This window comes from Streptomyces halobius (assembly GCF_023277745.1).
Classification (GTDB): Bacteria; Actinomycetota; Actinomycetes; order Streptomycetales; family Streptomycetaceae; genus Streptomyces; species Streptomyces halobius.
Genome location: NZ_CP086322.1, coordinates 7,060,063 through 7,085,014 on the forward strand (window position 1 = coordinate 7,060,063; position 24,952 = coordinate 7,085,014).

Genomic DNA, 24,952 nt, shown 5'->3' on the forward strand with positions numbered 1-24,952 from the left:
GGCTAACCCGGCTCGTACGGCGTTCCATTGCCGGCCCCGATCGTCTCGCGCCGCAGCAGCTCCCACGCCGCGCACAGCACCAGCACCACCAGCACCGCCGCGACATGCTCCTTGCCCGCCAGGTTGTTCTTGATGAACACGACCTCGAAGACCATCGCGGCCACCACCAGCGCACAGGTCAGCCAGGCGCGATAACGCCAGCAGACGAAGACCGCGAGGCCCACCACGGCCGCCGACGGACCGGTGTCGATGACATACGCGTCGGACCCGGGAAGTCCGATGGGGCTTTCCGGACCGATCCAGATGCCGATCCGGGCATATATCGTCCCGGCGAGTGTGGCGGCATAGGCGACCAGCATCATCAGCCGCCAGCCGATACAGATCTCGGCGATTCCGAATACCACGAGTATCTGCGCCAGCGCACCCCAGACCGGCAGATCCAGCGCGGGCACGAAAATCGACAGCGGAGTGCGCAGCAGGGCCAGCCAGATGTGCTCGTCGGCCTGCACGGATCCGATGTTCTGGACCGGTTGATAGCCCCAGGGCTGATTCTGTACGAGCTGGAAAATCAGGGTCAGACATACCGCGGTGAGCGTCACCGGAACGGCCCGCAATTTCTTCGCGGCGAGCGTGGACCACACCGTTCCCAGGAGCGGTCCCCACTCGGCACGCGCGGCGCGACGCAGCACGGATACCCCCCGCCGCTCCGCCCGTGCCTCAGTCATCTCACGTTCTCCAAATGCTTGCGGTGCAGCCATTTCGGCAGACCGGGTGCTTCGAGGAATCCCTCGGCGCGAGCGGCGGCTATACCGATGCGCAGCAAATCGGTGCTCTTTTCGAAGAGCATGTACCGGGGTTCCCAGATGGGGTGGTATTTCGCATTGGCGCGATAGAGCGATTCGATCTGCCACCACCGGGAGAAGAAGCTGAGCAGCGAGCGCCACAGGCGCAGCACCGGACCCGCGCCGAGTCGCGATCCACGTTCGAAGACGGAGCGGAACATCGCGAAGTTCAGTGAGATCTGAGTGATCTCCACCTCTTTCGCGCGCTGGATCATCTCCAGGACCACGAACTCCATAAGGCCGTTGTCGGAATCCCGGTCGCGCCGCATCAGATCCAGTGAGAGCCCCTTGGCGCCCCAGGGGACGAAGCTGAGCAGGGCGCGCAGCTCGCCGTTTCCGTCGGTGCATTCGAGCATCACACAGCGCCCGTCCCCGGGGTCGCCGAGCCGGCCGAGCGCCATGGAGAAGCCGCGCTCGGTCTCCCCGTCGCGCCAGTCGTCGGCCAGCCGCAGCAGCCGGTCCATCTCCGCCGCCGGTATGTCCTCATGGCGCCGGATACGGACGCTGTAGCCGGCCCGCTGGACCCGGTTGTACGCCTGCCGGACGGTGCGCATCGCACGGCCGCTCAGCGTGAACTGCTCGGTCTCCACGATCGCTTCGTCGCCGAGCTCCAGCGCGTCCAGCCCGTGCCGGGCGTAGATCGTGCCGCCTTCCTCGCCGGCGCCCATCACGGCCGGTGCCCAGCCGTGCGCGCGGGCCTCGGCCAGCCACCGGTCGATCGCGCCGGGCCACGCCTCGGGATCGCCCAGCGGGTCGCCGGAGGCCAGCGACACCCCGCCGACGACGCGGTAGGTGACCGCCGCCTTGCCGCTGGGGGAGAACAGCACGCTCTTGTCGCGGCGCAGCGCGAAATAGCCCAGCGAATCCCGGTCGCCGTGCCGCGCCAGGAGGGCCCGCAGCCGCTCCTCGTCGTCCTCGGTGAGCAGGTCGGTGCTGCGTACGGACCGGAACGCCGCCCACAGCACGGCCATCAGCAGTGCCGCACTCAGCACGTTGATGACGACATCGACCCAGTTCGGGGTGTCGATCCCGGGGAACGCGCGGTCGTCGGCGGCGAGCGACACCAGCCGCATCACGCCGTACCGCCAGCGCTGCAGGAACGTCGCCGACCCGGCGGACGCGTCCTGGGCGGTGTTGGTGACGTCCACCAGCAGCGCCGCCAGCAGCGAGGCGGCCAGCAGCCCGCCGGCGGCGGTGACCGCGGCCAGCTTCGGGTTGGCGCGGTCGCCCTTCGCGTAGAACTCCCGGCGGCCGACGACCAGCGCCCCGAAGAACAGCAGCGTCAGCGCCAGCGACACCCAGTTCTGCGTATGCCCCCGGAACTCCGGCGCGGTCGCCAGCGCGACCCCGAACAGCAGCAGAAGCAGCCCGGACAGCACCAGGTTCAGGATCCACGCCGCGCGCTTGCGCCGCCGCAGCGTCACCGACAGGAACAGCGAGAAGGCGCCGGACGCGAAGCCCGCGGTGAGCAGATACGGGGTGAAGAACTCCTCGACGTTGTGCCGGCGGATGTCGTTGCCGAACGACACCCACACCGCGCTCAGGAGATTCACGAAGGTGACGATGCGCAGATACCAGACACCGAACGCGGCGCCGCGCTGTGACCAGGGGCCGCGGGGGCGGTCTTCATCCGGACTCAAGCGACTTCTCCCATTAAGCGTGATCTTATGGGGCGTCGCGGACGGTCCGGATGCGGCCGCCGGCCGCGGCCGGCGCCGCTCAGTCGCGTACGGGCAGTTCCGCCGCCAGGGCCGCGGCCGCCTGCACCATCGGCAGTGCCAGCAGCGCCCCTGTCCCCTCACCAGCAGTGACGCCGTGATCGAGGAGAGGGTTGAGTGCGATCCGGTCCAGGGCCTTCGCCTGTGCCGGCTCCCCGCTCGCCTGCCCGGCCAGCCACCAGTCCGGCGCCCGGAACGCCACCCGCTGCGCCACCAGCGCACAGGCCGCCGAGACCACCCCGTCCAGGATCACCGGCGTCTGCCGTACCGCGCTCTGCAGCAGGAAACCGGTCATCGCCGTGAGATCCGCGCCGCCGGTCGTGGCCAGCAGCTCCAGCTGGTCGCCGAGCACCGGCCGGGCCCGCCGCAGCGCGTCCCGGATCGCCCCGCACTTGCGCATCCACGCCAGATCGTCGATCCGCGCCCCGCCCCGGCCGGTGACCACCGAGGCGTCCGTCCCGCACAGCGCGGCGATCAGCGTGCTCGCCGCCGTCGTGCCGCCGACGCTCAGATCGCCCAGCACCACCAGATCCGTGCCGGCGTCCGCCTCCTCGTCCGCGAGGGCCATACCGGCCCGGAACGCCGCCTCCGCCTCCTCGGCGGTCAGCGCGTCCTCGACATCGATCCGCCCCGAACCGCGCCGCACCCGGTACCGGGTGACCTCCTCGGGCAGCTCCGCCGGATCGCAGTCCACCGCCATGTCCACGACCCGCGGCCGCGCCCCGGCGCCCCGCGCCAGCACCGCGGCCGGGCTCACCCCGTCCAGCACGGCCCGCACCAGGTCCTTGGTGCCGCCGGCCGGACGGGCCGAGACACCCAGCTCCGCCACCCCGTGATCACCGGCGAACAGCAGCAGCCGGGGCCGCTCGACCGGCCGCACGGGCACCCGCTGCTGCGCGGCGGCCAGCCAGGCGCCCAGCTCGTCGAGCCGGCCGAACGCACCAGGCGGCACGGCCAGCCGTGCCCGCCACTCCTCGGCGTCACGGCGCACACCGCCATCGGGGCGCTCGATCAGGTGGGCGAAGTCATCGAGGTTCAGGACGCTCATTGGGCGCAGGTTACCGTCAACGCGGCGCTGACCACGCGTCATGGTGCCGGCGGCCCCCCACCGGGGGCCGTGGGGCCGGTCCGGTGGGGCAGGGCCGGGCCCGCGACCCTGTCCCACCGGACCGGCCCTACCGCGCCGTGAACCGCACCTCGCACACCAGCGGCGGCCACCCGCGCAGCACCGGAAGACGGCCCAACGGGGCTCCCCGCAATGGGAGTTCACGCACCGCGGCGATGCCCGGATGGGTGCTCGCCAGCCGCGGCAGATCGGCCCGGTCCAGCCCCCAGCGCACCGGAGCGGGCCACCGGCCACCGGCCAGCACGGCCCCGCGCCCGGCCAGGACGGCCGCCCGCCGCGACACCGCGTCGAAGACCAGCGCACCGCCGGGGAACCGCTCCGCACAGGCCCCCAGCAGTGCTCGCACCGCGAGCGGCGGCAGCCGCGTCAGCACCCCCTGCGCCGTGACGATCACCCCGCGCCGCGGCTCCCCTACCGCGTCCAGCCAGCCATGATCGGTCACGGCACGGGCGACCGTACGCCGCCGCGCCCCGTCCGGCAGCAGCATCCGCCGCACCGCGGCGGTCTCCGCCGGCTGTACCGACAGCCAGGTCAGCCGCCCGTTGTCCAGCCGCCAGAAACCGGTACCGAGCCCCTCGCCCAGCGCGACCACCGTCGCCTCCGGATGCCGCGCCAGATAGGCGCGGACGGCGGCGTCGAAACGGTGGCGCTGCGCTTGGCTAGGGCCGACGTTTCGGCTTTCCCGCCGTGGGGCCCGCGCCTGCGGCGGGCCTGCGCCCCACGTTGTCGGCTTTCCCGCCGTGAGGGTCTGTCGCCGTTGCTCCCCCACTGCCTGAACGGCGTGGGAGGTACCCCCACGCGGCGGGCGTTGTTGTCCGGGTGCGGTGACCGGCCTCCGGACTCCGTCCTGCGACCTTCCCCCATAGCCCGAACGGCATGGGAGGCAGCCCCGTCCTCCCGGCGGTGGGTGGAAGGGACCGGTGGGGGCGGGCGCTTCGTGTTCGGATTCCGTCACGTCTCAAGAGCACCCGCCGCCGCGTCGGCGGGCAAGCGGACACGGGGCCCGTCGGGCCGCCGTCATCCACGCAGCGCAGCGAGCCACGCGGAGCCGTCGGTGGCGCGGTGCGGCCGGCGGCACGCACAGTAAGGGGGCCGGCAGCGCCGTCAGCCGCGCAGCGCGAGCGCCTGGCCCGCGACGACCAGCACCACCTGCTCGCACTCGGCGCCGAACGCCGCGTTCAGCCGCCCCAGTTCGTCACGGAACCGGCGCCCCGCCGCGGTCGCCGGAACGACCCCCGACCCCACCTCGTTGCTGACCGCCACCACCTGCCGGTGCGTCGCCCGGACCGCCGCCACCAGCGCGTCGGTCCGCTCCCGCAGCGCCCGCCGGCCGCCCGCCTCCCAGGTCTCGTCGTCCCATGCCCCGACCTCGTCCATGGCGTGCGTCAGCCACAGCGCCAGACAGTCGATCAGCAGCGGTGCCGCATCGGCGGGCCGCCCGGTGCCCGGATCGGCGCGCGGCCCGGCCGCTGTCATGCCCGGCCTGGCGGCCTCCAGCAGGGGCACCAGATCGCAGGTCTCGGCGGTACGCCAGCCGCCGGGCCGCCGCTCGCGGTGCAGCGCCACCCGCTCCGCCCACTCCGCGTCGCCCTCCCGGGTACCGCTGGTGGCCACGTACAGCACGTCCGGGAAGCTCGCCAGCCGCCGCTCCGCCTCCGCCGACTTCCCGCTGCGCGCCCCGCCCAGGACGAGCGTGCGGCGCGGCACCTCGGGCGGCGCGGAGGGCGCGGGATACTCGCCGACCACCACCGTGCCGCCGTCCGGCACCGTACGCGCGCCCGCCGCCGCCAGCCTGCGGTGCAGCTCGGGCCCCGGCGGCACGGTGTGGTCGATGTGCACGGCGACCACATCCGTCGCCGCGTCCACCGCCCCGCTCGCCCGCAGCCGGGCCAGCGCGTCCGGCCGCCCCAGGACGTCCAGCAGCACCAGGTCGTACGGGCCGCCGCCGCCCATCCCCTCGTACCCGCCGCCGTTCCCGTCGCCGAGCCCGGCCGGGGCCGCGCCGGGCGGCAGATACAGCAGCCGCTGTCCGTCCACACCGCCGACCTCGTAGCCGGTACCGGGGATGTCCACGGCGATCGCCCGCACCCGGTGCCCGCCGAGCAGCGCCAGCTCCCGGCCGTCCGCGACCCGGCCCGGCGTCGGCAGCCCGGCCGGCACCTCCATGGCCGGTCCGTCGTGCGGATGGGAGAGCAGCACCTGCCGCACGCCCGCCAGCGACTGGCCGGCCCGGGCGGCCGCGAAGGCGGGCCCCGGCGTGAGGTCGATGAGCAGCGCGCCGTCGATCAGCACCGCGGTCGCCGCCCGCGCCTCCCCGCCGACGGCGGTGGCGCAGGCGGCACATGGGCAGCCGGGGCGCGGCAGCCCCTGCGGGGCTCCGGTGCCGAGGAGAGTCAGTTCCACCCGCCGATTTTCTCCCGTCCGGGGCCGATCAGCGCGCGGGGGGATGGCCCGACACGGCCGTTAGATGCGACGGGCCGATCTAAGCTGCTGATCAGCACGGAAAGCACAGCACCGCGGGCAGGGGGCGTACCGCAGTTCGGCGCCTCACCACGGCCCGTGGTGGCACACAGACGTACTCGGTGGGATTCCAGGAGGCGGACATGGCGTGGACGTGGCGGTTCGAGAAGGCGGACGGTACGGAGGCGGTGCCCGCCGTGGAACCGGAGGAGTTCACCACGCAGGGGGACGCGGAGTCCTGGATCGGTGAGAACTGGAAAGAGCTGCTCGAAGGCGGCGTCGACCAGGTCACGCTCTTCGAGGACGGCACGGAGGTCTACCCGATGAGCCTGCACGCGGCGAACCCGGAGACGGACGCGGGCTGAGCGCCGGCGGGGGCGGGGCCGAGCGCCCCTCGGAGCCTCAGCCCCGCACCCCGCACAGATGCAGCAGCGCCGCCACCCCGCGATACGGATCCGTCCGCCCCGCCCGCTCCTCGGCGGCCAGCAGCCGCGTCAGCTCCTCGTCGGACTCCGGCGCGTCCGCGTCGCCGGCGAGATCGGTGAAGACCCGCACGCCGTACCAGGTGTGCAGCGGTGCGCCGATCCCGGCCAGTGTGGCGGTCAGCGCGTCCAGCCGGTCGGCCCGTACCCGCAGCCCGAGGCGGTTGGTGTACTCCGGTTCCTGCCGGACGGTGTTCCTGAGACCACCGAGCCTGCGGAGCCAGGCTGCGGCCCCGCCTTGGAAGCCGGACCCGGACGGAGTCCGGCTCAGGGCCGCTCCCCGCGCTTGACCTGCGGCTTCGGCAGCCGCAGCCGGCGCATCTGGAGCGTGCGCATGACCGCGTACGCCTTGACGCCCTTGGTGTTCTCGTCGGGGAAGCGCTCCCGCACCTGCTTGCCCAGGCGGGTCCAGATGACGATCGAGTCGAGCACGATCGCCACGATGATCACGAGCCACATCAGCAGCGCGATGGTCTGGATCTGCGGCACCCGGACCATGGTGAGCACCAGGATCAGCACGGCCATCGGCAGGAAGAACTCCGCCACGCTCCAGCGCGAGTCGACGAAGTCCCGCGCGAACCGGCGCACCGGACCCTTGTCGCGCACCGGCAGATAACGCTCATCGCCGCTGGCCAGGGCCTCCCGCTGGCGGGCCATATCGGCGCGGCGGGCCTCCCGGGCCGCCTTCGTCGCGTCCTTGCGGTTGGTCGGCGTACTCGCTCGGGACCGGCGCTGCGACTGGGCTTCGCTGCGCTTGGGCGTCGGGCGGCCCTTGGGGGCCTGCGGGTCGCGGGGCTGCTGGGGCTGGTCCGCGGTCGCCTTGGCGGGCGCGGCCTGCTCATCCTTAGAACGGCTTCGGAACACAACCCCCAATGTACGTGGTCGCCCGGTGTGGGCCGGAGTCCGACGGGGAACGATCCGGCAACGGCGGCGGCGTACGGGCCCGCCGCTCCGGAGCCGGACCAGGAAAAATACGGTCGTACGGAGGCGGATCCCCGTGCTCCGCCGGGACGGAACGGACGTTCGTAGCGGGACGGATCGGACGTCGTATCAGGACAGAGCGGACGGCGGAGCGGACACCGTGCCGGGGTCCCCGGGCGCGCCATACTCCCTGCAGGGGAGAAGACGGAGCCGCCGATCGTCCTGCAGGAGGAGCGCATCCGGGGCTGAACAGTGCGGTAATGGAGCCAAGGCCCGTACTGTGGGGTCTGTAGGTATGTGCTGGAGCCTAAGCCCGATGTAACTCGGTCAGAAGGGGGCGCGCGAGGCCCATGAGCGGCGATGGTGTCATGAAGCGGATGGGGATGATCTTCCGCGCGAAGGCCAACAAGGCCCTGGACCGGGCCGAGGATCCGCGCGAGACCCTCGATTACTCGTACCAGAAGCAGCTGGAACTGCTGCAGAAGGTGCGCCGGGGCGTCGCTGACGTGGCGACCTCCCGCAAGCGCCTGGAGCTGCAGCTGAACCAGCTCCAAGGCCAGTCCTCCAAGCTGGAGGACCAGGGCCGCAAGGCGCTCGCGCTCGGCCGCGAGGACCTCGCCCGCGAGGCGCTCTCCCGCCGCGCCGCGCTGCAGCAGCAGGTCACCGACCTGGAGACGCAGCATCAGACGCTGCAGGGCGAGGAGGAGAAGCTCACCCTCGCCGCCCAGCGCCTCCAGGCCAAGGTCGACGCGTTCCGCACCAAGAAGGAGACGATCAAGGCCACGTACACCGCGGCCCAGGCCCAGACCCGTATCGGCGAGGCGTTCTCCGGCATCTCCGAGGAGATGGGCGATGTCGGCACGGCCATCCAGCGGGCGGAGGACCGGACCGCGCAGCTGCAGGCCAGGGCGGGTGCCATCGACGAGCTGATGGCGTCCGGCGCGCTGGACGACCCGTCCGGCATGGCCAAGGACGACATCGCCGCCGAGCTGGACCGGCTGTCCGGCGGCACCGATGTCGAGCTGGAGCTGCAGCGGATGAAGGCCGAGCTGGCGGGCGGCCCGTCCGCCGGGCAGCAGGCCATCGAAGGCGGCCAGGCCGACCAGGCCCAGCCGTCCCAGCAGCAGGACCAGCCGCGTTTCGACAAGCAGTGAGGGTCGTGGGCGGCTAGCCTCGCAGTGATCGTCGGACCGGACCAAGGGAGATCGTCGTGATCGTACGGATCATGGGCGAGGGCCAGGTGAAGCTGGACGACAGCCATTTCATAGAGCTCAACAAGCTGGACGACGAGCTGCTCGAAGAGATGGACAGCGGTGACACGGGCGGCTTCCGGCGCACCCTCGGTGCGCTGCTGGAAGCGGTGCGCCGACTGGGTACCCCGCTGCCCGACGAATCCCTGGAACCGTCCGAACTGATCCTCCCGCCTCCGGACGCGACCCTCGAAGAGGTCCGGGAGATGCTCAGCGACGACGGCCTCATCCCGGGCTGACACCTGCTCCGAAGCGGTCCGGGCAGGCGCGCACCGCGCACGGTACGCACCGTCCCGGCATCGCTCCTCCAGCGCACAACGGTCGGCGCCCCGGTCCCCTGTCGGGCCGGGGCGCTACCGTTTGCTCTTGTGACCTCTCTCGATCCCGGAACGGACGCGCCCGGAGCGGCTGTGCCCACACAGGCGGTGCCCCGCGCCGACCGCTTCCGGTGGCACCGGAAGCATCCGCTCGCGTTCGACGCCGCCCTGGCCGCGGCCGTCTTTGTGGCGATCCTGTGCGGCTCCGTGGCCGAACCGCATGGTCCGCACGGCCCGCGCTTCGGCGACCGCCCGCTGCTGGCCACGACCGTGGTGCTGGCCGCCCTCGCCTGCACCGCCCTGATTCTGCGCAGACGGCTGCCCCGTACGGTCCTCGCGGCCACGGGCTCGCTGACCATCGTCGAACTCGTCGTGGAGTCCAGCGACCCCCGCGCCCCCGTCGCCGCGGCCTCCGTGATCGCGCTGTTCACCGTGGCCTCCCGCACCGACCGGCCCACCACCTGGCGGGTCGGCGCGCTCACCGTCGTCGTGCTGACCGCCGCCGCGATGCTCTTCGGGGAACACCCCTGGTACGCCCAGGAGAATTTGGCGATCTTCGCCTGGACGGGCATGGCCGCGGCGGCGGGCGACGCGGTCCGCAGCCGCCGCGCCTATGTGGACGCCATACGGGAGCGCGCCGAACGCGCCGAGCGCACCCGCGAGGAGGAAGCCCGGCGCCGGGTCGCCGAGGAGCGCCTGCGGATCGCCCGCGAGCTGCACGATGTCGTCGCCCACCACATCGCCCTGGTCAACGTCCAGGCCGGGGTCGCCTCACACGTCCTGGACAACCGCCCCGACCAGGCCAAAGAGGCGCTGGCGCACGTCCGCGAGGCATCCCGCTCCGCGCTGGAGGAGCTCCGCGCCACGGTCGGCCTGCTGCGCCAGTCCGACGACCCCAAGGCGCCCACCGAACCAGCGCCCGGCCTCGGCGTCCTGGACCAGCTCGTCGACGGATTCATCCGCGCCGGGCTCCCCGTCGACCTGGAGATCCAGGGCCCGCCCGGCACGGATATCCCCCACCCGCCCGGACCCCTGCCCGCCTCCGTCGACCTCACCGCCTATCGGGTGGTCCAGGAGGCGCTCACCAACGTCCGTAAACACGCCGGGGAAGGCGCCCGCGCGACGGTGCGGATCCTCCGCTCCGAGGAGGCGCTGACGGTGACCGTCCTGGACGACGGCGCCGGCCGGGCCGGAGTGCCCCGCCAGCGCGGCGACCGGCCCGCCCGGGAGGCCCCCGAGCCGAGGGAGAGCGGCGGCGGTCACGGCCTGATCGGGATGCGCGAGCGGGTCTTCGCGCTGCGCGGCACGGTCGTGACGGGCCCACGCGCCGCCGGCGGCTTCCAGGTGCGGGTCACCCTGCCGCTGCAGGCCGCCCGTACGCCCGAGACGATGACGCCCGGGACGACATGACAACCGGGACGACATCGGCTGAGACGAGATGACGGTCGAGACGACATGACGGCGGAGACATCATGACGGGGGAGACGACATGACGACGATCAAGGTGCTGCTCGCCGACGACCAGACGCTGCTGCGCAGCGCCTTCCGGATCCTCGTCGACTCCGAGCCCGATATGCAGGTCGTCGGGGAAGCCTCGGACGGCGCCCAGGCGTACGAGCTGACCCGGTCGACGGGCGCCGATGTCGTCCTCATGGACATCCGGATGCCCGGTGTGGACGGTCTCGCCGCCACCCGCATGATCAGCGAGGACCCCGAGCTCACCGGCGTCCGGGTGGTCATCCTGACCACGTTCGAGGTCGACGACTACGTCGTCCAGTCGCTGCGGGCCGGCGCCAGCGGCTTCCTCGGCAAGGGGGCCGAGCCCGACGAACTCCTCAACGCGATCCGTATCGCGGCGGCCGGCGAGGCGCTGCTCTCACCGGCCGCGACCAAGGGCCTGATCGCCAAGTTCCTCGCACAGGGCGACGGTCCGTCCGACGGCGGGCCCGGCGGCCGGGGTGACGAACGGCTCGCCACGCTCACCGGCCGCGAGCGCGAGGTGCTGGTCCTGGTCGCCGGCGGCTTGTCCAACGACGAGATCGCCGAGCAGCTGGCGGTCAGCCCGCTGACGGTCAAGACGCATGTCAACCGGGCGATGGCCAAGCTCGGCGCCCGCGACCGGGCCCAGCTGGTGGTGATCGCGTACGAGTCGGGGCTCGTACGCCCACGGGTGCAGTAACGGGGGGAGCCCCGTACTCCGGGTGCGGTACGGGCCGTGGCCCGAAACCGACCTGCGAGCGAGGAAATCCGGCCAGGGCATGGCCGAGGGTGTAGGTGGGCCCGCAAAGGCCCCGCCGACGTATTCGGAACAGAAGAAGAGAGACCCCACCCATGTCCTGGCTGTCCCGGCTCAGCCTCGTACAACGGGGCCTGATAGCGCTGATATCGGTCGTCGCGATCGCCTTCGGCGCCATCGCGATCCCCCAGCTCAAGCAGCAGCTCCTGCCGTCCATCGAATACCCCGCGGTGTCCGTGCTGGCCCCGTATCAGGGCGCGTCGCCCGATGCCGTCGAGAAGCAGGTGATCGAGCCGCTGGAGGACGGAATCCAGGCGGTCGACGGCATCAAGAGCGTCACCTCGACGTCCAGCGAGGGCTCGGGCGTCCTCATGGCGCAGTTCGACTACGGCAATGACTCCAAGCGCCTGGTCGCCGACGTCCAGCAGGCCGTGAACCGCGCCCGCGCGAAGCTGCCGAAGGACGTCGATCCGCAGGTGGTGGCCGGCTCGACGGACGACATGCCCACCGTCGTCCTCGCCGTCTCGTCCGCGACCAAGGACCAGCAGACCCTTGCCGACCAGCTGCGCCGCAGCGTCGTCCCGGACCTGAAGAACATCGACGGCGTCGGCCGGGTCACCGTGGACGGCGTCCAGGACCGGATCGTCGCGGTCACCCCCGACGACAAGAAGCTGGCCGCGGCCGGGCTGACCACCCAGGCGCTCGGGCAGGCGCTGGAGGCCGGTGGGACGTCCGTGCCCGCGGGGTCCTTCGCGGAGCGCGGGAAGAGCAGGACCGTGCAGGTCGGCGCGGGGTTCACGTCCGTCAAGCAGATCCAGGACCTGATGGTCACCCCGGCGGCGGGCGCGGGCGGTTCCGGCCCCGGCGGTCCGGCGGCCGGTAACGGCGGCGCGGCCGACGGCCCGTCCGCCGAGCCCGTCCGCCTCGGCGACATCGCCACCGTCAAGGAGGAGCCGGCCACCCCGACCTCCCTGACCCGCACCAACGGCAAGCCGAGCCTCGCCGTCATGATGACGATGGACCAGGACGGCAGCGCCGTCGCCATCTCCGACGCGGTCAAGGACAAGCTCCCCGAGATCCGTCAGGACCTCGGCAAGGGCACCGACGTCACGGTCGCCTCCGACCAGGGCCCGGCCGTCTCCAAGTCCATCGACTCGCTGACCACCGAGGGCCTGCTCGGCCTGATCATGGCCGTCATCGTGATCCTGCTCTTCCTGCTCAGCCTCCGCTCGACCCTGGTGACCGCGGTCTCCATCCCGCTCTCCGTGGTCATCACCCTCATCGTCCTGTGGACCCAGGACCTCTCCCTCAACATGCTCACCCTCGGCGCGCTGACCATCGCGATCGGCCGCGTCGTCGACGACTCCATCGTCGTCCTGGAGAACATCAAACGGCACCTGGGCTACGGCGAGGAGCGCCGCGACGCCATCCTCACCGCCGTCCGCGAGGTCTCCGGAGCGATCACCTCCTCCACCCTCACCACGGTCGCGGTCTTCCTCCCGATAGGCGTGGTCGGCGGTATGGTCGGCGCCCTCTTCGGCTCCTTCTCCCTCACCGTCACCGTCGCCCTGCTCGCGTCCCTGATCGTGTCGCTCACGGTCGTCCCGGTCCTGTCGTACTGGTTCCTCCGCGCCCCGAAGATCCCTGAGGGCACCACCGCGGACGAACTCCGCCGCAAGGCCGAGGAGAAGGAGACCCGGAGCCCCCTCCAGCGCCTCTACGTCCCGGTCCTCCGCTTCGCCACCCGCCGCCGGGTGACGAGTCTGGTCATCGCCGTCGCGATCCTCATCGGCACCTTCGCCATGGGCCCGCTGCTGAAGACCAACTTCTTCGACCCGGGCGACCAGGACACCCTCACCCTCAAGCAGGAGCTCACGCCCGGCACGAGCCTGGGCGCGGCCGACGAGCAGGCCAAGAAGGTCGAGAGACTGCTCGCCGACACCCCCGCCGTCAAGGACTACCAGGTCACCGTCGGCTCCTCCGGCTTCATGGCGGCCTTCGGCGGCGGCACCGGCGCCAACCAGGCCACGTACCAGGTGAAGCTGACGGACTCCGCCGACTCCGGCAAGGTCACCGACGACCTGCGGGCCGGTCTCGACAAGCTCGGCAAGAGCATCGGCGACACCACCGTCACCGCGGGCGGCGGCTTCGGCAACCAGGACCTGAGCGTGGTCGTCAAGGCCGGCGACGCCGACGTCCTCAGGAAGGCCAGTGAGCAGGTCCGCAAGGCCGTGGCGGGCCTCGACGACGTCACCGACGTCCAGAGCGACCTCGCGCAGAGCGTGCCCAGGATCTCCGTCACGCCCAACTCCAAGGCGGCCGCGGCCGGTTACAACCAGGCCACGCTCGGCGCCACGGTCGCCCAGGCGGTACGCGGCACCCCCAGCGGCAAGGCCGTCCTGGACGACACCGAGCGCGACATCGTCATCAAGGCGGCCCGACCGGCCACCACCGAGGCCGAGTTGAAGGATCTGGCCGTGCCGACCCCGGCGGGCCCGGTCAAGCTCGGCGACATCGCCACCGTCAAGACCGTTCCCGGTCCCGTCCAGATGACGCGTATCGACGGCGCGCGCTCGGCGACCATCAGCGCCGAGCCGACCGGCGACAACACCGGCGCGGTCAGCGCCAAGCTGCAGAGCGAGCTCAAGGCCCTGAAGCTGCCGGACGGCGCCACGGCGGAGATCGGCGGCGTCTCGCAGGACCAGGACGAGGCGTTCTCCTCGCTCGGCCTGGCCATGCTGGCCGCCATCGCCATCGTCTTCATGCTCCTGGTGGCCACCTTCAAGTCCCTGATCCAGCCGCTGATCCTGCTCGTCTCGATCCCCTTCGCGGCGACCGGCGCGATCGGCCTGCTGGTCGCCACCGGCACCCCGCTGGGCGTCCCGGCGATGATCGGCATGCTGATGCTGATCGGCATCGTGGTCACCAACGCCATCGTCCTGATCGACCTGATCAACCAGTACCGGTCGCAGGGCCACGGCGTCGTCGACGCGGTCATCGAGGGCGGCCGCCACCGCCTCCGCCCGATCCTGATGACCGCCCTGGCCACGATCATGGCGCTGCTCCCGATGGCCCTGTCCATCACCGGGGACGGCGGCTTCATCTCCCAGCCGCTCGCCGTGGTCGTGATCGGCGGCCTGATCACCTCCACCCTGCTGACCCTCCTCCTCGTCCCGACGCTCTACGCGATGATCGAACTCCGCAAGGAGCGCCGGGCGAAGAAGAAGGCCGCGAAGCGGGCGAAGAAGGCGGGCGCGCGGTCGGACGAGGCCGACCGCACGCCGGATCCGGCCGGGGTGTGACCAAGCCCCGCCGGTAGCACCGGTAGATGCCGAATCAGCCCGTCCCAGCCGACCGCTGGGACGGGCTGATCTGCGGAAACGGGCGACCGGGAAGCTGCGCCGCCGCACGAACGGATGGTTGCGGCGAGCTCTGCCGGGCACGCATGGCGCCATGCCCTCGCCGAGCCGACTGGTGGAAGTCCTGCGCAACAAGGGCGCGCTCACGCCGGATTGGGCACCGGCCGTAGCGGCGGTTGACCGCGCCTGCTTCCTTCCCGACACGTTCGAGGTGGGCGACCGCACCGTCTCTACGGCCGCATCCGCGACTGGTACCACGCGACGTATTGGCTGTTCGACGACGCGCGTACGTCATGGGCCACGGTCGAGTACGTTCCCGGTCACGATACGTACGAGACGGAGCAGTACGGTCCGCGTCGGCTGTGGGACGAGGCGGAGGCCGCGTACGTCGACTGGACGGACGCGGGGAGCCCGTCGCGCGACCGGTACGGGATCACGGTGACGGGGGAGGGGCAGCGGGTGTGGCTGGATGCGGCGTCTGCCGCCCCGTCCCAGCGGGCGGCTGGGACGGGCTGACCTGGTCTTTTATCCCTCGCTCTGGAGGGCGGCCAGGAAGGCCGTCCAGGAGGCGGCCGGTATGGCTAGTACTGGACCGTGGGGGTTCTTGCTGTCGCGTACGGGGACGACGCCGGGGAAACCGTCGGCGACCTCGACGCAGTCCGCATTCTGCGTGTTGCTGTAGCTGCTCTTACGCCAAGTGGCATTGCCCAGTTCGGGGCTTACTCGCATGGCACGTGCCTCTCCATCGCCTTCCGGATCCTCTCCGCAGAATCCCGTGGAGATAGAGCGTATGCGCGAAGCTTGTCGTAGAGCGCCACACGGCGGTTCACAGCTGCTGGGTCCTCGAAGAGGCGGCCGTCGATGTGCCCCTCTTCCCAGGCCACCGTTTGCCCGACCGAGGTCTTCACGAGCGCCAGCGGGCCAGCCATCAGCGCGTGTTCACCGTGCTCGAAAGGGAGCACTTGAATCGTGCGGGTCGGCGTATCGACGTGCGAAAGCAACGCGTTCAGCTGTGCGTGCATGACCTGGGAGCCGCCGACAGGGCGGCAGAGGATCGCCTCGTCCAGGATCGCCCAATGCCGCCTGGACGCAGCGGAATGCAGCTGCTCTTGACGGTCGAGCCGAGCCTGCACACGCTCCTCGATCATTTCCCGGGTGACGTCGGGAGGCGCGCTCAGCAGGGCGCGGGCGTACGCCTCGGTCTGTAGCAGCCCAGGCACGAACTGCGTCTCGAAGACCTCGATGGCCTCTGCCCGCGCGTGGAATTCCATATACCGCCGGAACCGGTCCGGATGCGTCTCCTTCCTGGCCAGCTGATACAGGCCGTAAAAGTGCTTGTCCGTGCCGAAGGCCGCATCCAGGGCGGCCGGCAGATCCGGCGGTGGCATCAAGTCCGCCCTCTCGATGCGCGCGAGCGTGCTCTTGCTGGAGTTCAGGATGTCCGCCAGCTGGGCCAGCGACAGCTTCGCGCTCTCGCGGTGGCGGCGCAGCTCCGATCCGAAGTAGTGGCGGGCGGAGACGTACGGGGTCAGTTCCTGCGGCGTGAACTTCATGCGACTCGGCTCTCTGTCGTCCCACACTCAACTCTGGGACGGAACGCCCCTGTTGAGGCCATATCCCCTCGGGCAACGATGGCGATACACACGGTAATCACCGCTGCGTACGACATGCCAGACCCCCGCGACCTGGCCGGGTCCGGGGGCATGGCCAACCTGAGAGAGCAGGTCGACATGGCCCAAGTTACAGCGAAACTCGTCTTGTTACTGCTGCGCCGCGTCATGCCCGCCACCGGGCGCCACCGCGCCCACGTCCCCCCGAGCCCGCCACGCCACCGGCACGTACCCCCGCCGCCCCGATACCGCCGCCGCCCCGAGGTCCCGCTCTGCGGTGACGCGTCCGAGCTGATCCGGCCGTACGCCCTCACCCCGGAAGAGTTCCGCGAGCGGCGGACGCAGTACGTGAAGGCGGGTGCCCGATGATGCGCGACGACGGCACCCCGCTGCGACTCCTGCCCTGGACCACGCTGGACGGCGCGCCCTGCTACCTGAGCACGGACGACCCCGACAGCCGGCTGTCCCTGCTGGCCGACGATATCGAGGACGAACTGCTGGTCGGCGCCGAGCGCGTGCTGGCCAACGTCAGCCCACAACTCGCCGCCCCGGGCGCCGATCCGCAGGAACTGCGCCGTACGGCCGTCTGCCTCATCATCGCCCTGAGCGACGCACTACGAATCCGCAACAGCCGGGGCGACGGGCTGCCGGAGTCCTGAGATCGGGATCGCATGGTGGACCACGACGAGCCGGCCGCCGGACCTGGGCGGCGGCAGCTCGCCGGAATCGCCGTACCGCAGCATCCGTACGGCCGCCCAGGCCAGATTCACCTCGGTCAGGGCCGTCTGGTAGAGGCCGGCGGAGGCCCTGGCGTTCGCTTCGAGCAGCACCGGGCGCCCGTTCCAGTGGCGGAACTGGACGTTGGAGAGGTAAGCGAGCCCGAAGTGGGCGACGACTCGCCGTGCGAGCGCCGTCAGCTCCGGGGCGTCCAGCATCGTCCGGACCTTGCCCTCCTTGGCCCGGGGGATCGCGGTCACCAGCCTGCCCACCGCATCCGACAGACAGTCGACACTGATCTCCGGCGGATCCAGATACGGCATCACGATGAACGGGCGGGCGGGCTCGCCCCGTTTCTCGGCGCGCCGCAGCGCGTCCGCGGCGTCGGCCACCGACACCCGGGGCTGCGGGGGCAGTTCCAGATCCGAGACCTCCAGCGGCGCGTCGTCCAGGACGCGGAAGCCGTTGGCGGAGTACTCGCCGGCCGGTTTCAGGCACAGGCGGACGCCCGTCCGTGCCATTTCCGCGACCGCGTTCCGCAGCCCGTCGGCGTCGGCTATCACCCGCCAGGGGGCGAGCGGAACGCGTGCGTCCTCGGCGGCCGCGTAGGTGCGGCTCTTGCTGGTCACGAGCCGGGCGGTCGCGGCGGGCGAGCACATGACCTTGGTGCCGATCCTCGCGAACGCCGCCGCGTGGTCCGCGAACGCCGCGAGACGCGCGGACGGCATCACCACATCGATGCCGTGCCGCCGGCAGAAGTCGAGCGCGAAGCCGAAGAACTCGTCGTCGCCGTCGCCGTCGCGGCCGCTGGCCGCTGGCTCGATTCCGGCCACATCGCAGGCCCGCAGCGCCGGTGCCGCCGGGTTCGTATGGGTGCCGAAGATGCGGACATCGGCGTGGTCCGGGTTCTCGCGAAGCATCGGGATCAGGTGCATCCTGTCGGGCCAGATCCCGTTGAACCAGATGCGTACGTCCACCGTCGCACCTCACTTCCGATGCACCGATGCACCGGGACCGCGGTGCACCGGGACCGCCCGAAACGCCTCACCGGTGTCGTGATCAGCGTGACACACAGGGCCGGGGCCTGCACGAATCACCATTCGTGCAGGCCCCGGCCCAGCTTTCCCCGCCGCGCGCCTACGGCAGCGCCAGCATCCGCTCCAGCGCCAGCTTCGCGAAGCTCTCGGTCTCCTTGTCGACCTCGATGCGGTTGACGACCTTGCCGGCCGCCAGCGACTCCAGCGCCCACACCAGGTGGGGCAGGTCGATACGGTTCATCGTCGAGCAGAAGCAGACCGTCCTGTCGAGGAAGACGATCTCCTTGTCCTGGTCGGCGAAACGGTTCGCCAGGCGGCGGACCAGGTTCAGCTCGGTGCCGATCGCCCACTTCGAACCGGCGGGCGCGTCCTCCAGGGTCCTGATGATGTGCTCCGTCGAGCCGACGTGATCCGCCGCCGCCACGACCTCGTGCTTGCACTCGGGGTGGACGAGGACATTGACGCCGGGGATGCGGGCGCGGACGTCGTCGACCGAGTCCAGCGAGAAGCGGCCGTGCACCGAGCAGTGGCCGCGCCAGAGGATCATCTTCGCGTCCCGCAGCTGCTCGGCGGTCAGGCCGCCGTTCGGCTTGTGCGGGTTGTAGACCACGCAGTCGTCCAAGGACATCCCCATGTCGCGGACGGCGGTGTTGCGGCCCAGGTGCTGATCGGGCAGGAACAGCACCTTCGCTCCCTGCTCGAAGGCCCAGTCCAGCGCCCGCTTGGCGTTCGAGGAGGTGCAGATCGTGCCGCCGTGCTTACCCGTGAACGCCTTGATGTCGGCCGAGGAGTTCATGTACGAGACGGGCACCACCTGCTCGGCTATGCCCGCCTCCGTCAGCACGTCCCAGCACTCGGCGACCTGCTCGGCGGTCGCCATGTCGGCCATCGAGCAGCCGGCGGCCAGGTCGGGAAGGATCACCTGCTGGTCGTCGCCGGTGAGGATGTCGGCCGATTCGGCCATGAAGTGCACACCGCAGAAGACGATGTACTCGGCGTCCGGCCGGGCGGCCGCGTCCCGCGCGAGCTTGAAGGAGTCGCCGGTCACATCGGCGAACTCGATCACCTCGTCGCGCTGGTAGTGGTGTCCCAGGACGAAGACCTTGTCCCCGAGCTTCGCCTTGGCGGCGCGGGCCCGCTCGACGAGGTCGGGGTCCGAGGGGGCCGGCAGGTCACCGGGGCACTCCACACCGCGCTCGCTCTTCGGGTCGGCCTCGCGGCCGAGGAGGAGCAGGGCCAGCGGCGTCGGCTGGACGTCCAGGGGCTGGGCGGTGGTCACGACACGCACCCTCTCTTCTCTGCAGACAGCTCTGAGGCATGCGACCCCGCTCGGGCGCATGCCTTTTCGTCTATTTGACATTATCTATCATAACCGGTTCACGTCACTTTGACGATGGCCATAGTGTCGATGTGACGCATCACCGCCGTCCCGCCCCGCCTCGCGTGCCCGGCCCCGGGCACGCCTCCCGCATATATCCGGCGTGTCCGGACGCACATCTGCGCCCGTGCGACGGTGTGCGAGCATGAAGAAGAGAAGTTGCGCCCAGCCGGAATTAATCCGGGACGTCTGCGGTTGCAGTCTGTTGCATCCGATGACAAGCGGTCCGTACAACCCGGGAGAGATGTAGATGAGCGTTCAGGACGAGACCACCGTCAGCGACGGCATCATCCTGTCCGACGCGGCCGCGTCGAAGGTCAAGAGCCTGCTGGAGCAGGAGGGCCGGGACGACCTCGCGCTGCGGGTGGCCGTTCAGCCCGGTGGCTGCTCCGGCCTGCGCTACCAGCTCTTCTTCGACGAGCGTTCGCTCGACGGCGATGTGGTCAAGGATTTCGACGGCGTCAAGGTCGTCACCGACCGGATGAGCGCCCCCTACCTGGGCGGTGCCTCCATCGACTTCGTCGACACCATCGAGAAGCAGGGCTTCACGATCGACAACCCGAACGCCACCGGCTCCTGCGCCTGCGGCGACTCCTTCAGCTAAGGGTCATCGGGTACGACAGAGGCGGCGCCCCCGGCGGGGCGCCGCCTCTGTCGTGTACGGCTTCCTGTCGCGGCCGCCTACCGCGCGTCCTACCGCTTCGGCACGGCCTCGCCGGTCGACGCGTCGATCACCTTCCGCCCGTCCAGCGGCTTCTCCAGCGTCACCGTCTTGGTGAACTCCTTGGCGATCTTCACACAGACCTGGCCCGGGTGCTTCTCCTTGCCGGTCACCTGCGTGCGCACCGCGGTGTCCGACTCCTCCGCGCTCACCGTGTACGTGCTGCACACCCCGCCCCAGAAGTGCAGCGTCAGCTTCCGGCCGTCGTCGCCGACCGCGTACTCCTCCAGCGCCATCGCCCCGGGCTTCCCGGACGGCTTCGGCGGCGACTGCCCCGGGCTCTGTGAGGTGCCGTCGCCGTCCCGGTGTGCCAGATACTTCGGATGCACCGCCGGGTGCGTGACCGTCGACGTGGCATGCGGTCCGTCACCGGCGCCCGGCTGCCGCACCGTGTAGAGCCAGGACGGCACCAGCGCCTGCCCGCCCTTCACATACTGCACCGCGAGCCCGAAGACCGCGCCGGTCACCTCGGCCGGCTTCTGCGCCTTGGTCGGCGCCGGCTCGCACGGCGCGATACCGGCCCCGCCGTCCCGTGCGGTGTGCGGCGCCTCGCAGTCGCCCGGACGGTTCTGGCCCCCGCCCCGCGAGTTCAGCTGCTCCAGCGTCTTGTCCGCGCTCAGCACCGGATAGACCGCACCCTTGGCCGGGACCGCCAACTGTCCGCTGCCGCCGACCACTTGGCCGTCCGAGCCGACCTGCAGATCGCTCTGCCAGCCATACGTCGGCAGCCCGCCCAGCACCGGATCCGCCGTGACGATCCGCACCGCGCCCGACAGTCCGCTCGCGTCGAGCTTCGCGCTCTGCTGGCCCAGCGCCGCCAGCACCGGCTGGACGGCCTGCTTCGCCTTCTCCGGCGACACCGCGCCCTTGCCGCTGCCGTCGTCCCGGGTCGAGGCGTCCCCGCCGCTCCGGTAGGACGGACAGCCGGGCCGGCTCGACGGCGCACCGGAGTCGTCGCCCGTCCCCGGCCCGGGGGAGGCGGGCAGCGCGCAGTTCGTCCCGCCCGGGGTGCCGTACTGCGAGTACGTCCAGGAGCCGGAGCCGGTCTTGGTCACCTGGAGCACGGGATGGCGGGCGTCCTGTGTCACCCCGCCGACCTTCCAGGTATTGCCCTCCGAACGCACCTTTCCGGCCATATCCAGCGCCTTCGCCAGCCGTTCCACCGCCGCGCGGCCGATCTCCCCCTGCGGGCGGTACACGGGCGCGGACTCCGGGCCGCCGGGCAGTTTCTTCACGGCCCGGTACTTCGCGCCCTGCGGGTTGGGCTCGCCCACGGCGATGCCACCGCCGGTGTAGCCGTCCAGCGCGAGCGGCGGCGGATCGCCCTGCGCCGCGGCGTTCGTCCCGGAGTCCCCGCCCCTGGACGCGGACGAGGCCCAGTACGCCGCGCCGCCCCCGGCGAGCAGCACCGCAGCGGCCATCGAGGCGACGACCAGACGGGTGCGTCGCCTGCGCTCCGTGGGGTTCGCACCGGCAGGGGTGTCGGGGGTGTCCGGTGTGTCCTCGGTGTTCACCGCATCGCTCCTTCGGCTCCGGTGGACATCTGACGTGCCATCCTCCGTGGGGGACGTCGGTGTGACGGAGCCGGGGCGCACATGGTTCCCGGTACGAGCCGGCCGGCCCGAGGGCAGCGCCTGCCGGCGTACGGCACCGGTCAATCGGTGTACGGCAGCCGGTCACCTGGCGTTCGGTCGCCCAAGTGGCCGTTCAGTCGCCGTAATTCAGTCCCCGTAGTCCGACATCCCGTCGACCAGCGCGGCCGACTCGTCGGGAACCTTGACGCCGTGCAGATCGGACGCCCGGCCCGGTGGCGGTGTCTCATGCTCCCCGGCCTTCCACCGCGGCGCCATCCGGGCGCAGTCCCCGCGCAGCTGGTCGAGCGACTCCGGATCCGTGGCGCCTTCGCCCCGGGAGTGCCCGGCGGCGGCCGGGTCGGTGGCGGAATCCGTGGACGCCTTCGGAGTGACGGCTTTCACATGCTTGGTCATACGAGGAACCGTACGCACCTCGCGGCCTGCGAAGAAAGACCTACTATTGGGTAGATTCGCCAGGTAGGAGGGTTCAGGACGACCGGGTAGCGTAGCTCCACGTCCGACAGCCCTACGCCTCCCGCAGGAGCAGACCCGTCGTGCGTATCGCAGTCACCGGCTCCATCGCCACCGACCATCTGATGACCTTCCCCGGCCGCTTTGCCGACCAGCTGGTCGCCGACCAGCTGCATACGGTCTCGCTCTCCTTCCTGGTCGACGACCTGGACATCCGGCGGGGCGGCGTCGCCCCCAACATCTGTTTCGGCATGGGCCTGCTCGGCCTGCGCCCGATCCTGGTCGGTGCCGCCGGCGCCGATTTCGCCGAATACCGCGCCTGGCTCGACCGGCACGGCGTCGACACCGCCTCGGTCCGTATCTCCGAGGTTCTGCACACCGCCCGCTTCGTGTGCACCACCGACAGCGACCACAACCAGATCGCCTCCTTCTACACCGGCGCGATGACCGAGGCCCGCCAGATCGAGCTCCAGCCGGTCGCCGACCGCGTCAACGGCCTGGACCTGGTGCTGATCGGCGCCGATGATCCCGAGGCGATGATCCGGCATACCGAGGAGTGCCGCTCGCGCGGCATCCCGTTCGCCGCCGACCCCTCCCAGCAGCTCGCGCGTATGGAGGGCGACGACATCCGCGTCCTCGTCGAGGGCGCCGAGTACCTCTTCACCAACGAATACGAAAAGGCCCTGATCGAGTCCAAGACCGGCTGGACCGGCGACGAGATCCTGGACAAGGTCGGCACCCGCGTCACCACCCTCGGCGCCCAGGGCGTCCGTATCGAGCGGAACGGCGAGGAGCCGGTCGAGGTCGGCGTCCCGCAGGAGGACGGCAAGGTCGACCCCACCGGCGTCGGCGACGCCTTCCGCGCCGGCTTCCTGTCCGGCCGCGCCTGGGGCCTGTCGCTGGAGCGCTCCGCCCAGCTCGGCTGCATGCTCGCCACTTTGGTGATCGAGACCCTCGGTACCCAGGAGTACGAGCTGCGCCGCGGCCACTTCATGGAACGCTTCACCAAGGCGTACGGCGACACGGCAGCCGAGGAGATCCGCGCCCACCTGGCCTGATCGCCTTCTGTCACACGGTGAGGGGCGGGGACGTGCAAGGCGTCCCCGCCCCTCACCGTCTCAGGCCCGGCGTCGCACCACGTACGCCGTTCCGCCCGGCGCGCTTCGCTCGCCGACGAACTCCTGGTCGCGCATGGTGCACCACGCGGGGATGTCCTGACGTGCCGCCTCGTCGTCGGAGAGCACCGTCACCGTGTCGCCGACCGGCACTTCGTCGATGACCTTCGCCAGTTCGATGACCGGAATCGGGCAGCGCTTGCCCAGTGTGTCGAGAACAAGGCCGGATTCCTCCGCCCCGGATTCCTCCGCTCCGGTCTCGTCCCCTCCGGTCTCCTCCACCCCGGCCCCGGCCGGGTCCGGGGCTGCCGCCGTCGGTACGCCCAGCCGGTCCCGTACCGACCGCACCGCCTCCGGCAGCACCTCCAGGAAGCGGTCCACGTCCGTCTCGGGCGTGCCGTACGGGAGCGAGATCCGGACATTCCCCTCGGACAGCACGCCCATCGCGCGCAGCACATGGCTCGGTGTCAGGGTGCTGGACGTGCAGGACGACCCCGACGACACCGAGAAGCCCAGCCGGTCGAGTTCGTGCAGCAGGGCTTCCCCGTCGACATAGAGACACGAGAAGGTGACGAGGTGGGGGAGACGGTGGACGGGCGCGCCGACCACCTCGACGTCCGGGACCAGCTCCGGCACCCGGATCCGGATCAGGTCCACCAGCCGCCGCAACCGGGCCGCTTCGTCCGGCCCGGTCCCCGCCGCCGCGCGCAGCGCCCGCAGGGACGCCGCGGCGGCCACGATCGCCGGGAGGTCCTGGAACCCCGGGCTGCGGCCCGACTCCCGCTCGTCCCGCGGCCCCTGGGGCGAGAACCGGGTCCCCTTGCGGACGGCCAGCAGCCCCACCCCGGGCGGGCCGCCCCATTTGTGAGAGCTCGCCGTCATGACGGACCAGGCGCCGGGTGCCGGGCCCCAGGGAAGGGACTGGGCGGCGTCCACCAGCAACGGCACACCCGCCTCCTGGCAGAGCTCGGCCACTTCCTCGACCGGCTGCTCGGTCCCCACCTCGTGATTGGCGGACTGCAGGCAGACGAGCGCGGTGTCCGGCCGCAGCGCGGCGGCGACGTCCCCGGCCGTCACCCGGCCCGTACGGTCCACCGCGATCTCGGTCACCGTGCCGCCGGCCGCCTCATGGGCCTCGGCGGCGTGCAGCACCGAGGAGTGCTCGACGGCGGAGTGCAGCAGCTGCCGGCCGACACGCCGTCGGGCGGCGAGTGTGCCGAAAATGCCGGAATGTACCGCCTGCGTACCCGAAGGGGTGAAAACCAGCTCGTCGGGGCGGCAGCCCACGGCCTCCGCCGCCGCCTCCCGGGCGGCGTCCAGCAGCAGGCGGGCCCGCCGCCCCTCGCGGTAGAGACGGGCCGGGTCGGCCCAGCCCTCGTCGAGCGAGGCGAGCAGGGCCTCCCGGGCGACGGGATGCAGCGGGGCGGAGGATGCGGCGTCGAAATAGGGCACGTATCAGACGTTAGTCCTCCGTTGGCCCTCCGGGTGGAGCCGGTCGCCATGGCCGGTACCGGGCCTGCCGTCGGCGCCGGTCCCGGGCCGATGTCGGCCCCGGCCGGCCGGGGAGGCCCTCGTCCTGCGGGTGACGCCGGGAGGGGTGGTCAGGGGCGGCCCGGGA

The 24,952-nt window shown here is 71.4% G+C and carries 24 protein-coding genes; 10 read left to right on the top strand and 14 right to left on the bottom strand.

Annotated elements, in window-relative coordinates; all coding sequences use genetic code 11:
* Nucleotides 1-2: 2 nt before the first annotated feature.
* From K9S39_RS32040 to K9S39_RS32060, 5 genes are all read right to left on the bottom strand, one after another.
* Nucleotides 3-725: a hypothetical protein gene (locus K9S39_RS32040; RefSeq protein WP_248866821.1), complete on the bottom strand. Its 723-nt coding sequence runs from the start codon at nucleotides 723-725 to the stop codon at nucleotides 3-5.
* The gene (locus tag K9S39_RS32045; RefSeq protein WP_248866822.1) at nucleotides 722-2,482 is read right to left on the bottom strand and encodes a phosphatidylglycerol lysyltransferase domain-containing protein; all 1,761 of its coding nucleotides are present in this window, start codon (nucleotides 2,480-2,482) and stop codon (nucleotides 722-724) included. The genes K9S39_RS32040 and K9S39_RS32045 overlap by 4 nt, the downstream gene beginning before the upstream one ends.
* A 79-nt stretch (nucleotides 2,483-2,561) precedes the next feature.
* The gene (gene cobT / locus K9S39_RS32050) at nucleotides 2,562-3,608 is read right to left on the bottom strand and encodes a nicotinate-nucleotide--dimethylbenzimidazole phosphoribosyltransferase (RefSeq protein ID WP_248866823.1); all 1,047 of its coding nucleotides are present in this window, start codon (nucleotides 3,606-3,608) and stop codon (nucleotides 2,562-2,564) included.
* Nucleotides 3,609-3,735: 127 nt separating this feature from the next.
* Nucleotides 3,736-4,278, bottom strand: coding sequence for a class I SAM-dependent methyltransferase (locus K9S39_RS32055; protein ID WP_248866824.1), 543 nt, complete (start codon nucleotides 4,276-4,278; stop codon nucleotides 3,736-3,738).
* Nucleotides 4,279-4,790: 512 nt separating this feature from the next.
* The gene (locus K9S39_RS32060; RefSeq protein WP_248866825.1) at nucleotides 4,791-6,089 is read right to left on the bottom strand and encodes a bifunctional adenosylcobinamide kinase/adenosylcobinamide-phosphate guanylyltransferase; all 1,299 of its coding nucleotides are present in this window, start codon (nucleotides 6,087-6,089) and stop codon (nucleotides 4,791-4,793) included.
* Nucleotides 6,090-6,289: 200 nt separating this feature from the next.
* On the opposite strand from K9S39_RS32060, the gene K9S39_RS32065 reads away from it, so the two are divergent.
* A complete protein-coding gene (locus tag K9S39_RS32065) occupies nucleotides 6,290-6,511 on the top strand; it encodes a hypothetical protein (RefSeq protein WP_248866826.1) in 222 nt (73 codons plus the stop codon).
* A 37-nt stretch (nucleotides 6,512-6,548) separates the two neighbouring features.
* Here K9S39_RS32065 and K9S39_RS43140 read toward each other — a convergent pair whose 3' ends face one another.
* The gene (locus tag K9S39_RS43140) at nucleotides 6,549-6,701 is read right to left on the bottom strand and encodes a hypothetical protein (protein ID WP_406708047.1); all 153 of its coding nucleotides are present in this window, start codon (nucleotides 6,699-6,701) and stop codon (nucleotides 6,549-6,551) included.
* Between the two features lie 194 nt (nucleotides 6,702-6,895).
* Complete coding sequence (locus K9S39_RS32075; protein WP_248866827.1) at nucleotides 6,896-7,492, bottom strand: DUF3043 domain-containing protein; 597 nt, start codon at nucleotides 7,490-7,492, stop codon at nucleotides 6,896-6,898.
* Between the two features lie 425 nt (nucleotides 7,493-7,917).
* On the opposite strand from K9S39_RS32075, the gene K9S39_RS32080 reads away from it, so the two are divergent.
* The 5 genes from K9S39_RS32080 (at nucleotide 7,918) to K9S39_RS32100 (ending at nucleotide 14,654) form a co-directional block, all read left to right on the top strand.
* The gene (locus tag K9S39_RS32080) at nucleotides 7,918-8,703 is read left to right on the top strand and encodes a PspA/IM30 family protein (RefSeq protein WP_283113580.1); all 786 of its coding nucleotides are present in this window, start codon (nucleotides 7,918-7,920) and stop codon (nucleotides 8,701-8,703) included.
* A gap of 56 nt (nucleotides 8,704-8,759) precedes the next feature.
* Complete coding sequence (pspAA, locus tag K9S39_RS32085; RefSeq protein ID WP_248866829.1) at nucleotides 8,760-9,038, top strand: PspA-associated protein PspAA; 279 nt, start codon at nucleotides 8,760-8,762, stop codon at nucleotides 9,036-9,038.
* 171 nt (nucleotides 9,039-9,209) lie between these two features.
* Entirely contained in the window at nucleotides 9,210-10,526 is a 1,317-nt protein-coding gene (locus K9S39_RS32090; RefSeq protein ID WP_248866830.1) for a sensor histidine kinase, read from the top strand.
* A 79-nt stretch (nucleotides 10,527-10,605) separates the two neighbouring features.
* Nucleotides 10,606-11,295 carry a response regulator gene (locus tag K9S39_RS32095; protein WP_248866831.1) on the top strand — a complete coding sequence of 230 codons (690 nt, stop codon included), beginning with the start codon at nucleotides 10,606-10,608 and terminating at the stop codon, nucleotides 11,293-11,295.
* Between the two features lie 152 nt (nucleotides 11,296-11,447).
* Complete coding sequence (locus tag K9S39_RS32100) at nucleotides 11,448-14,654, top strand: efflux RND transporter permease subunit (protein ID WP_248866832.1); 3,207 nt, start codon at nucleotides 11,448-11,450, stop codon at nucleotides 14,652-14,654.
* 582 nt (nucleotides 14,655-15,236) lie between these two features.
* Here the strand turns inward: K9S39_RS32100 and K9S39_RS32105 are convergent.
* A complete protein-coding gene (locus K9S39_RS32105; RefSeq protein WP_248866833.1) occupies nucleotides 15,237-15,440 on the bottom strand; it encodes a DUF397 domain-containing protein in 204 nt (67 codons plus the stop codon).
* The gene (locus tag K9S39_RS32110; RefSeq protein WP_248866834.1) at nucleotides 15,431-16,264 is read right to left on the bottom strand and encodes a helix-turn-helix domain-containing protein; all 834 of its coding nucleotides are present in this window, start codon (nucleotides 16,262-16,264) and stop codon (nucleotides 15,431-15,433) included. Before K9S39_RS32110 ends, K9S39_RS32105 begins: the two co-directional genes overlap by 10 nt.
* A 114-nt stretch (nucleotides 16,265-16,378) precedes the next feature.
* On the opposite strand from K9S39_RS32110, the gene K9S39_RS32115 reads away from it, so the two are divergent.
* The gene (locus tag K9S39_RS32115; protein ID WP_248866835.1) at nucleotides 16,379-16,690 is read left to right on the top strand and encodes a hypothetical protein; all 312 of its coding nucleotides are present in this window, start codon (nucleotides 16,379-16,381) and stop codon (nucleotides 16,688-16,690) included.
* Nucleotides 16,687-16,980 carry a hypothetical protein gene (locus K9S39_RS32120; RefSeq protein ID WP_248866836.1) on the top strand — a complete coding sequence of 98 codons (294 nt, stop codon included), beginning with the start codon at nucleotides 16,687-16,689 and terminating at the stop codon, nucleotides 16,978-16,980. Before K9S39_RS32115 ends, K9S39_RS32120 begins: the two co-directional genes overlap by 4 nt.
* Here the strand turns inward: K9S39_RS32120 and K9S39_RS32125 are convergent.
* Nucleotides 16,936-18,015, bottom strand: a complete 1,080-nt coding sequence (locus K9S39_RS32125; RefSeq protein ID WP_248866837.1) for an ATP-grasp domain-containing protein — start codon at nucleotides 18,013-18,015, stop codon at nucleotides 16,936-16,938. The genes K9S39_RS32120 and K9S39_RS32125 overlap by 45 nt on opposite strands.
* A 160-nt stretch (nucleotides 18,016-18,175) precedes the next feature.
* Nucleotides 18,176-19,363: a quinolinate synthase NadA gene (gene nadA / locus K9S39_RS32130; RefSeq protein ID WP_248866838.1), complete on the bottom strand. Its 1,188-nt coding sequence runs from the start codon at nucleotides 19,361-19,363 to the stop codon at nucleotides 18,176-18,178.
* Between the two features lie 340 nt (nucleotides 19,364-19,703).
* On the opposite strand from nadA, the gene erpA reads away from it, so the two are divergent.
* Nucleotides 19,704-20,057, top strand: coding sequence for an iron-sulfur cluster insertion protein ErpA (gene erpA, locus K9S39_RS32135; protein ID WP_006606077.1), 354 nt, complete (start codon nucleotides 19,704-19,706; stop codon nucleotides 20,055-20,057).
* 89 nt (nucleotides 20,058-20,146) lie between these two features.
* On the opposite strand, the gene K9S39_RS32140 is transcribed toward erpA, so the two are convergent.
* Together K9S39_RS32140 and K9S39_RS32145 are read right to left on the bottom strand one after the other, a co-directional pair.
* Nucleotides 20,147-21,688, bottom strand: a complete 1,542-nt coding sequence (locus K9S39_RS32140; RefSeq protein ID WP_248866839.1) for a flagellar basal body-associated FliL family protein — start codon at nucleotides 21,686-21,688, stop codon at nucleotides 20,147-20,149.
* Nucleotides 21,689-21,895: 207 nt separating this feature from the next.
* Nucleotides 21,896-22,162 (bottom strand): hypothetical protein, encoded by a 267-nt coding sequence (locus K9S39_RS32145; protein WP_248866840.1) that lies wholly within the window; start codon nucleotides 22,160-22,162, stop codon nucleotides 21,896-21,898.
* A gap of 140 nt (nucleotides 22,163-22,302) precedes the next feature.
* Here K9S39_RS32145 and K9S39_RS32150 point away from each other — a divergent pair, with 140 nt between their 5' ends.
* Nucleotides 22,303-23,277 carry a carbohydrate kinase family protein gene (locus K9S39_RS32150; RefSeq protein ID WP_248866841.1) on the top strand — a complete coding sequence of 325 codons (975 nt, stop codon included), beginning with the start codon at nucleotides 22,303-22,305 and terminating at the stop codon, nucleotides 23,275-23,277.
* 60 nt (nucleotides 23,278-23,337) lie between these two features.
* Here the strand turns inward: K9S39_RS32150 and K9S39_RS32155 are convergent, their stop codons facing one another.
* Nucleotides 23,338-24,786 (bottom strand): cysteine desulfurase/sulfurtransferase TusA family protein, encoded by a 1,449-nt coding sequence (locus K9S39_RS32155; RefSeq protein WP_248866842.1) that lies wholly within the window; start codon nucleotides 24,784-24,786, stop codon nucleotides 23,338-23,340.
* Nucleotides 24,787-24,952 lie beyond the last annotated feature (166 nt).

What these genes read in the sequence shown, in the direction of transcription:
- K9S39_RS32080 (WP_283113580.1), top strand. Translation starts at nt 7,918, where the DNA reads ATGAAGCGGATGGGGATGATCTTCCGCGCGAAGGCCAACAAGGCCCTG.
- K9S39_RS32100 (WP_248866832.1), top strand. Translation starts at nt 11,448, where the DNA reads ATGTCCTGGCTGTCCCGGCTCAGCCTCGTACAACGGGGCCTGATAGCG.
- K9S39_RS32065 (WP_248866826.1), top strand. Translation starts at nt 6,290, where the DNA reads ATGGCGTGGACGTGGCGGTTCGAGAAGGCGGACGGTACGGAGGCGGTG.
- K9S39_RS32095 (WP_248866831.1), top strand. Translation starts at nt 10,606, where the DNA reads ATGACGACGATCAAGGTGCTGCTCGCCGACGACCAGACGCTGCTGCGC.
- K9S39_RS32145 (WP_248866840.1), bottom strand. Translation starts at nt 22,162, where the DNA reads ATGACCAAGCATGTGAAAGCCGTCACTCCGAAGGCGTCCACGGATTCC.
- K9S39_RS32120 (WP_248866836.1), top strand. Translation starts at nt 16,687, where the DNA reads ATGATGCGCGACGACGGCACCCCGCTGCGACTCCTGCCCTGGACCACG.
- K9S39_RS32040 (WP_248866821.1), bottom strand. Translation starts at nt 725, where the DNA reads ATGACTGAGGCACGGGCGGAGCGGCGGGGGGTATCCGTGCTGCGTCGC.
- K9S39_RS32105 (WP_248866833.1), bottom strand. Translation starts at nt 15,440, where the DNA reads ATGCGAGTAAGCCCCGAACTGGGCAATGCCACTTGGCGTAAGAGCAGC.
- cobT (WP_248866823.1), bottom strand. Translation starts at nt 3,608, where the DNA reads ATGAGCGTCCTGAACCTCGATGACTTCGCCCACCTGATCGAGCGCCCC.
- K9S39_RS32115 (WP_248866835.1), top strand. Translation starts at nt 16,379, where the DNA reads ATGCCAGACCCCCGCGACCTGGCCGGGTCCGGGGGCATGGCCAACCTG.
- erpA (WP_006606077.1), top strand. Translation starts at nt 19,704, where the DNA reads ATGAGCGTTCAGGACGAGACCACCGTCAGCGACGGCATCATCCTGTCC.
- K9S39_RS32110 (WP_248866834.1), bottom strand. Translation starts at nt 16,264, where the DNA reads ATGAAGTTCACGCCGCAGGAACTGACCCCGTACGTCTCCGCCCGCCAC.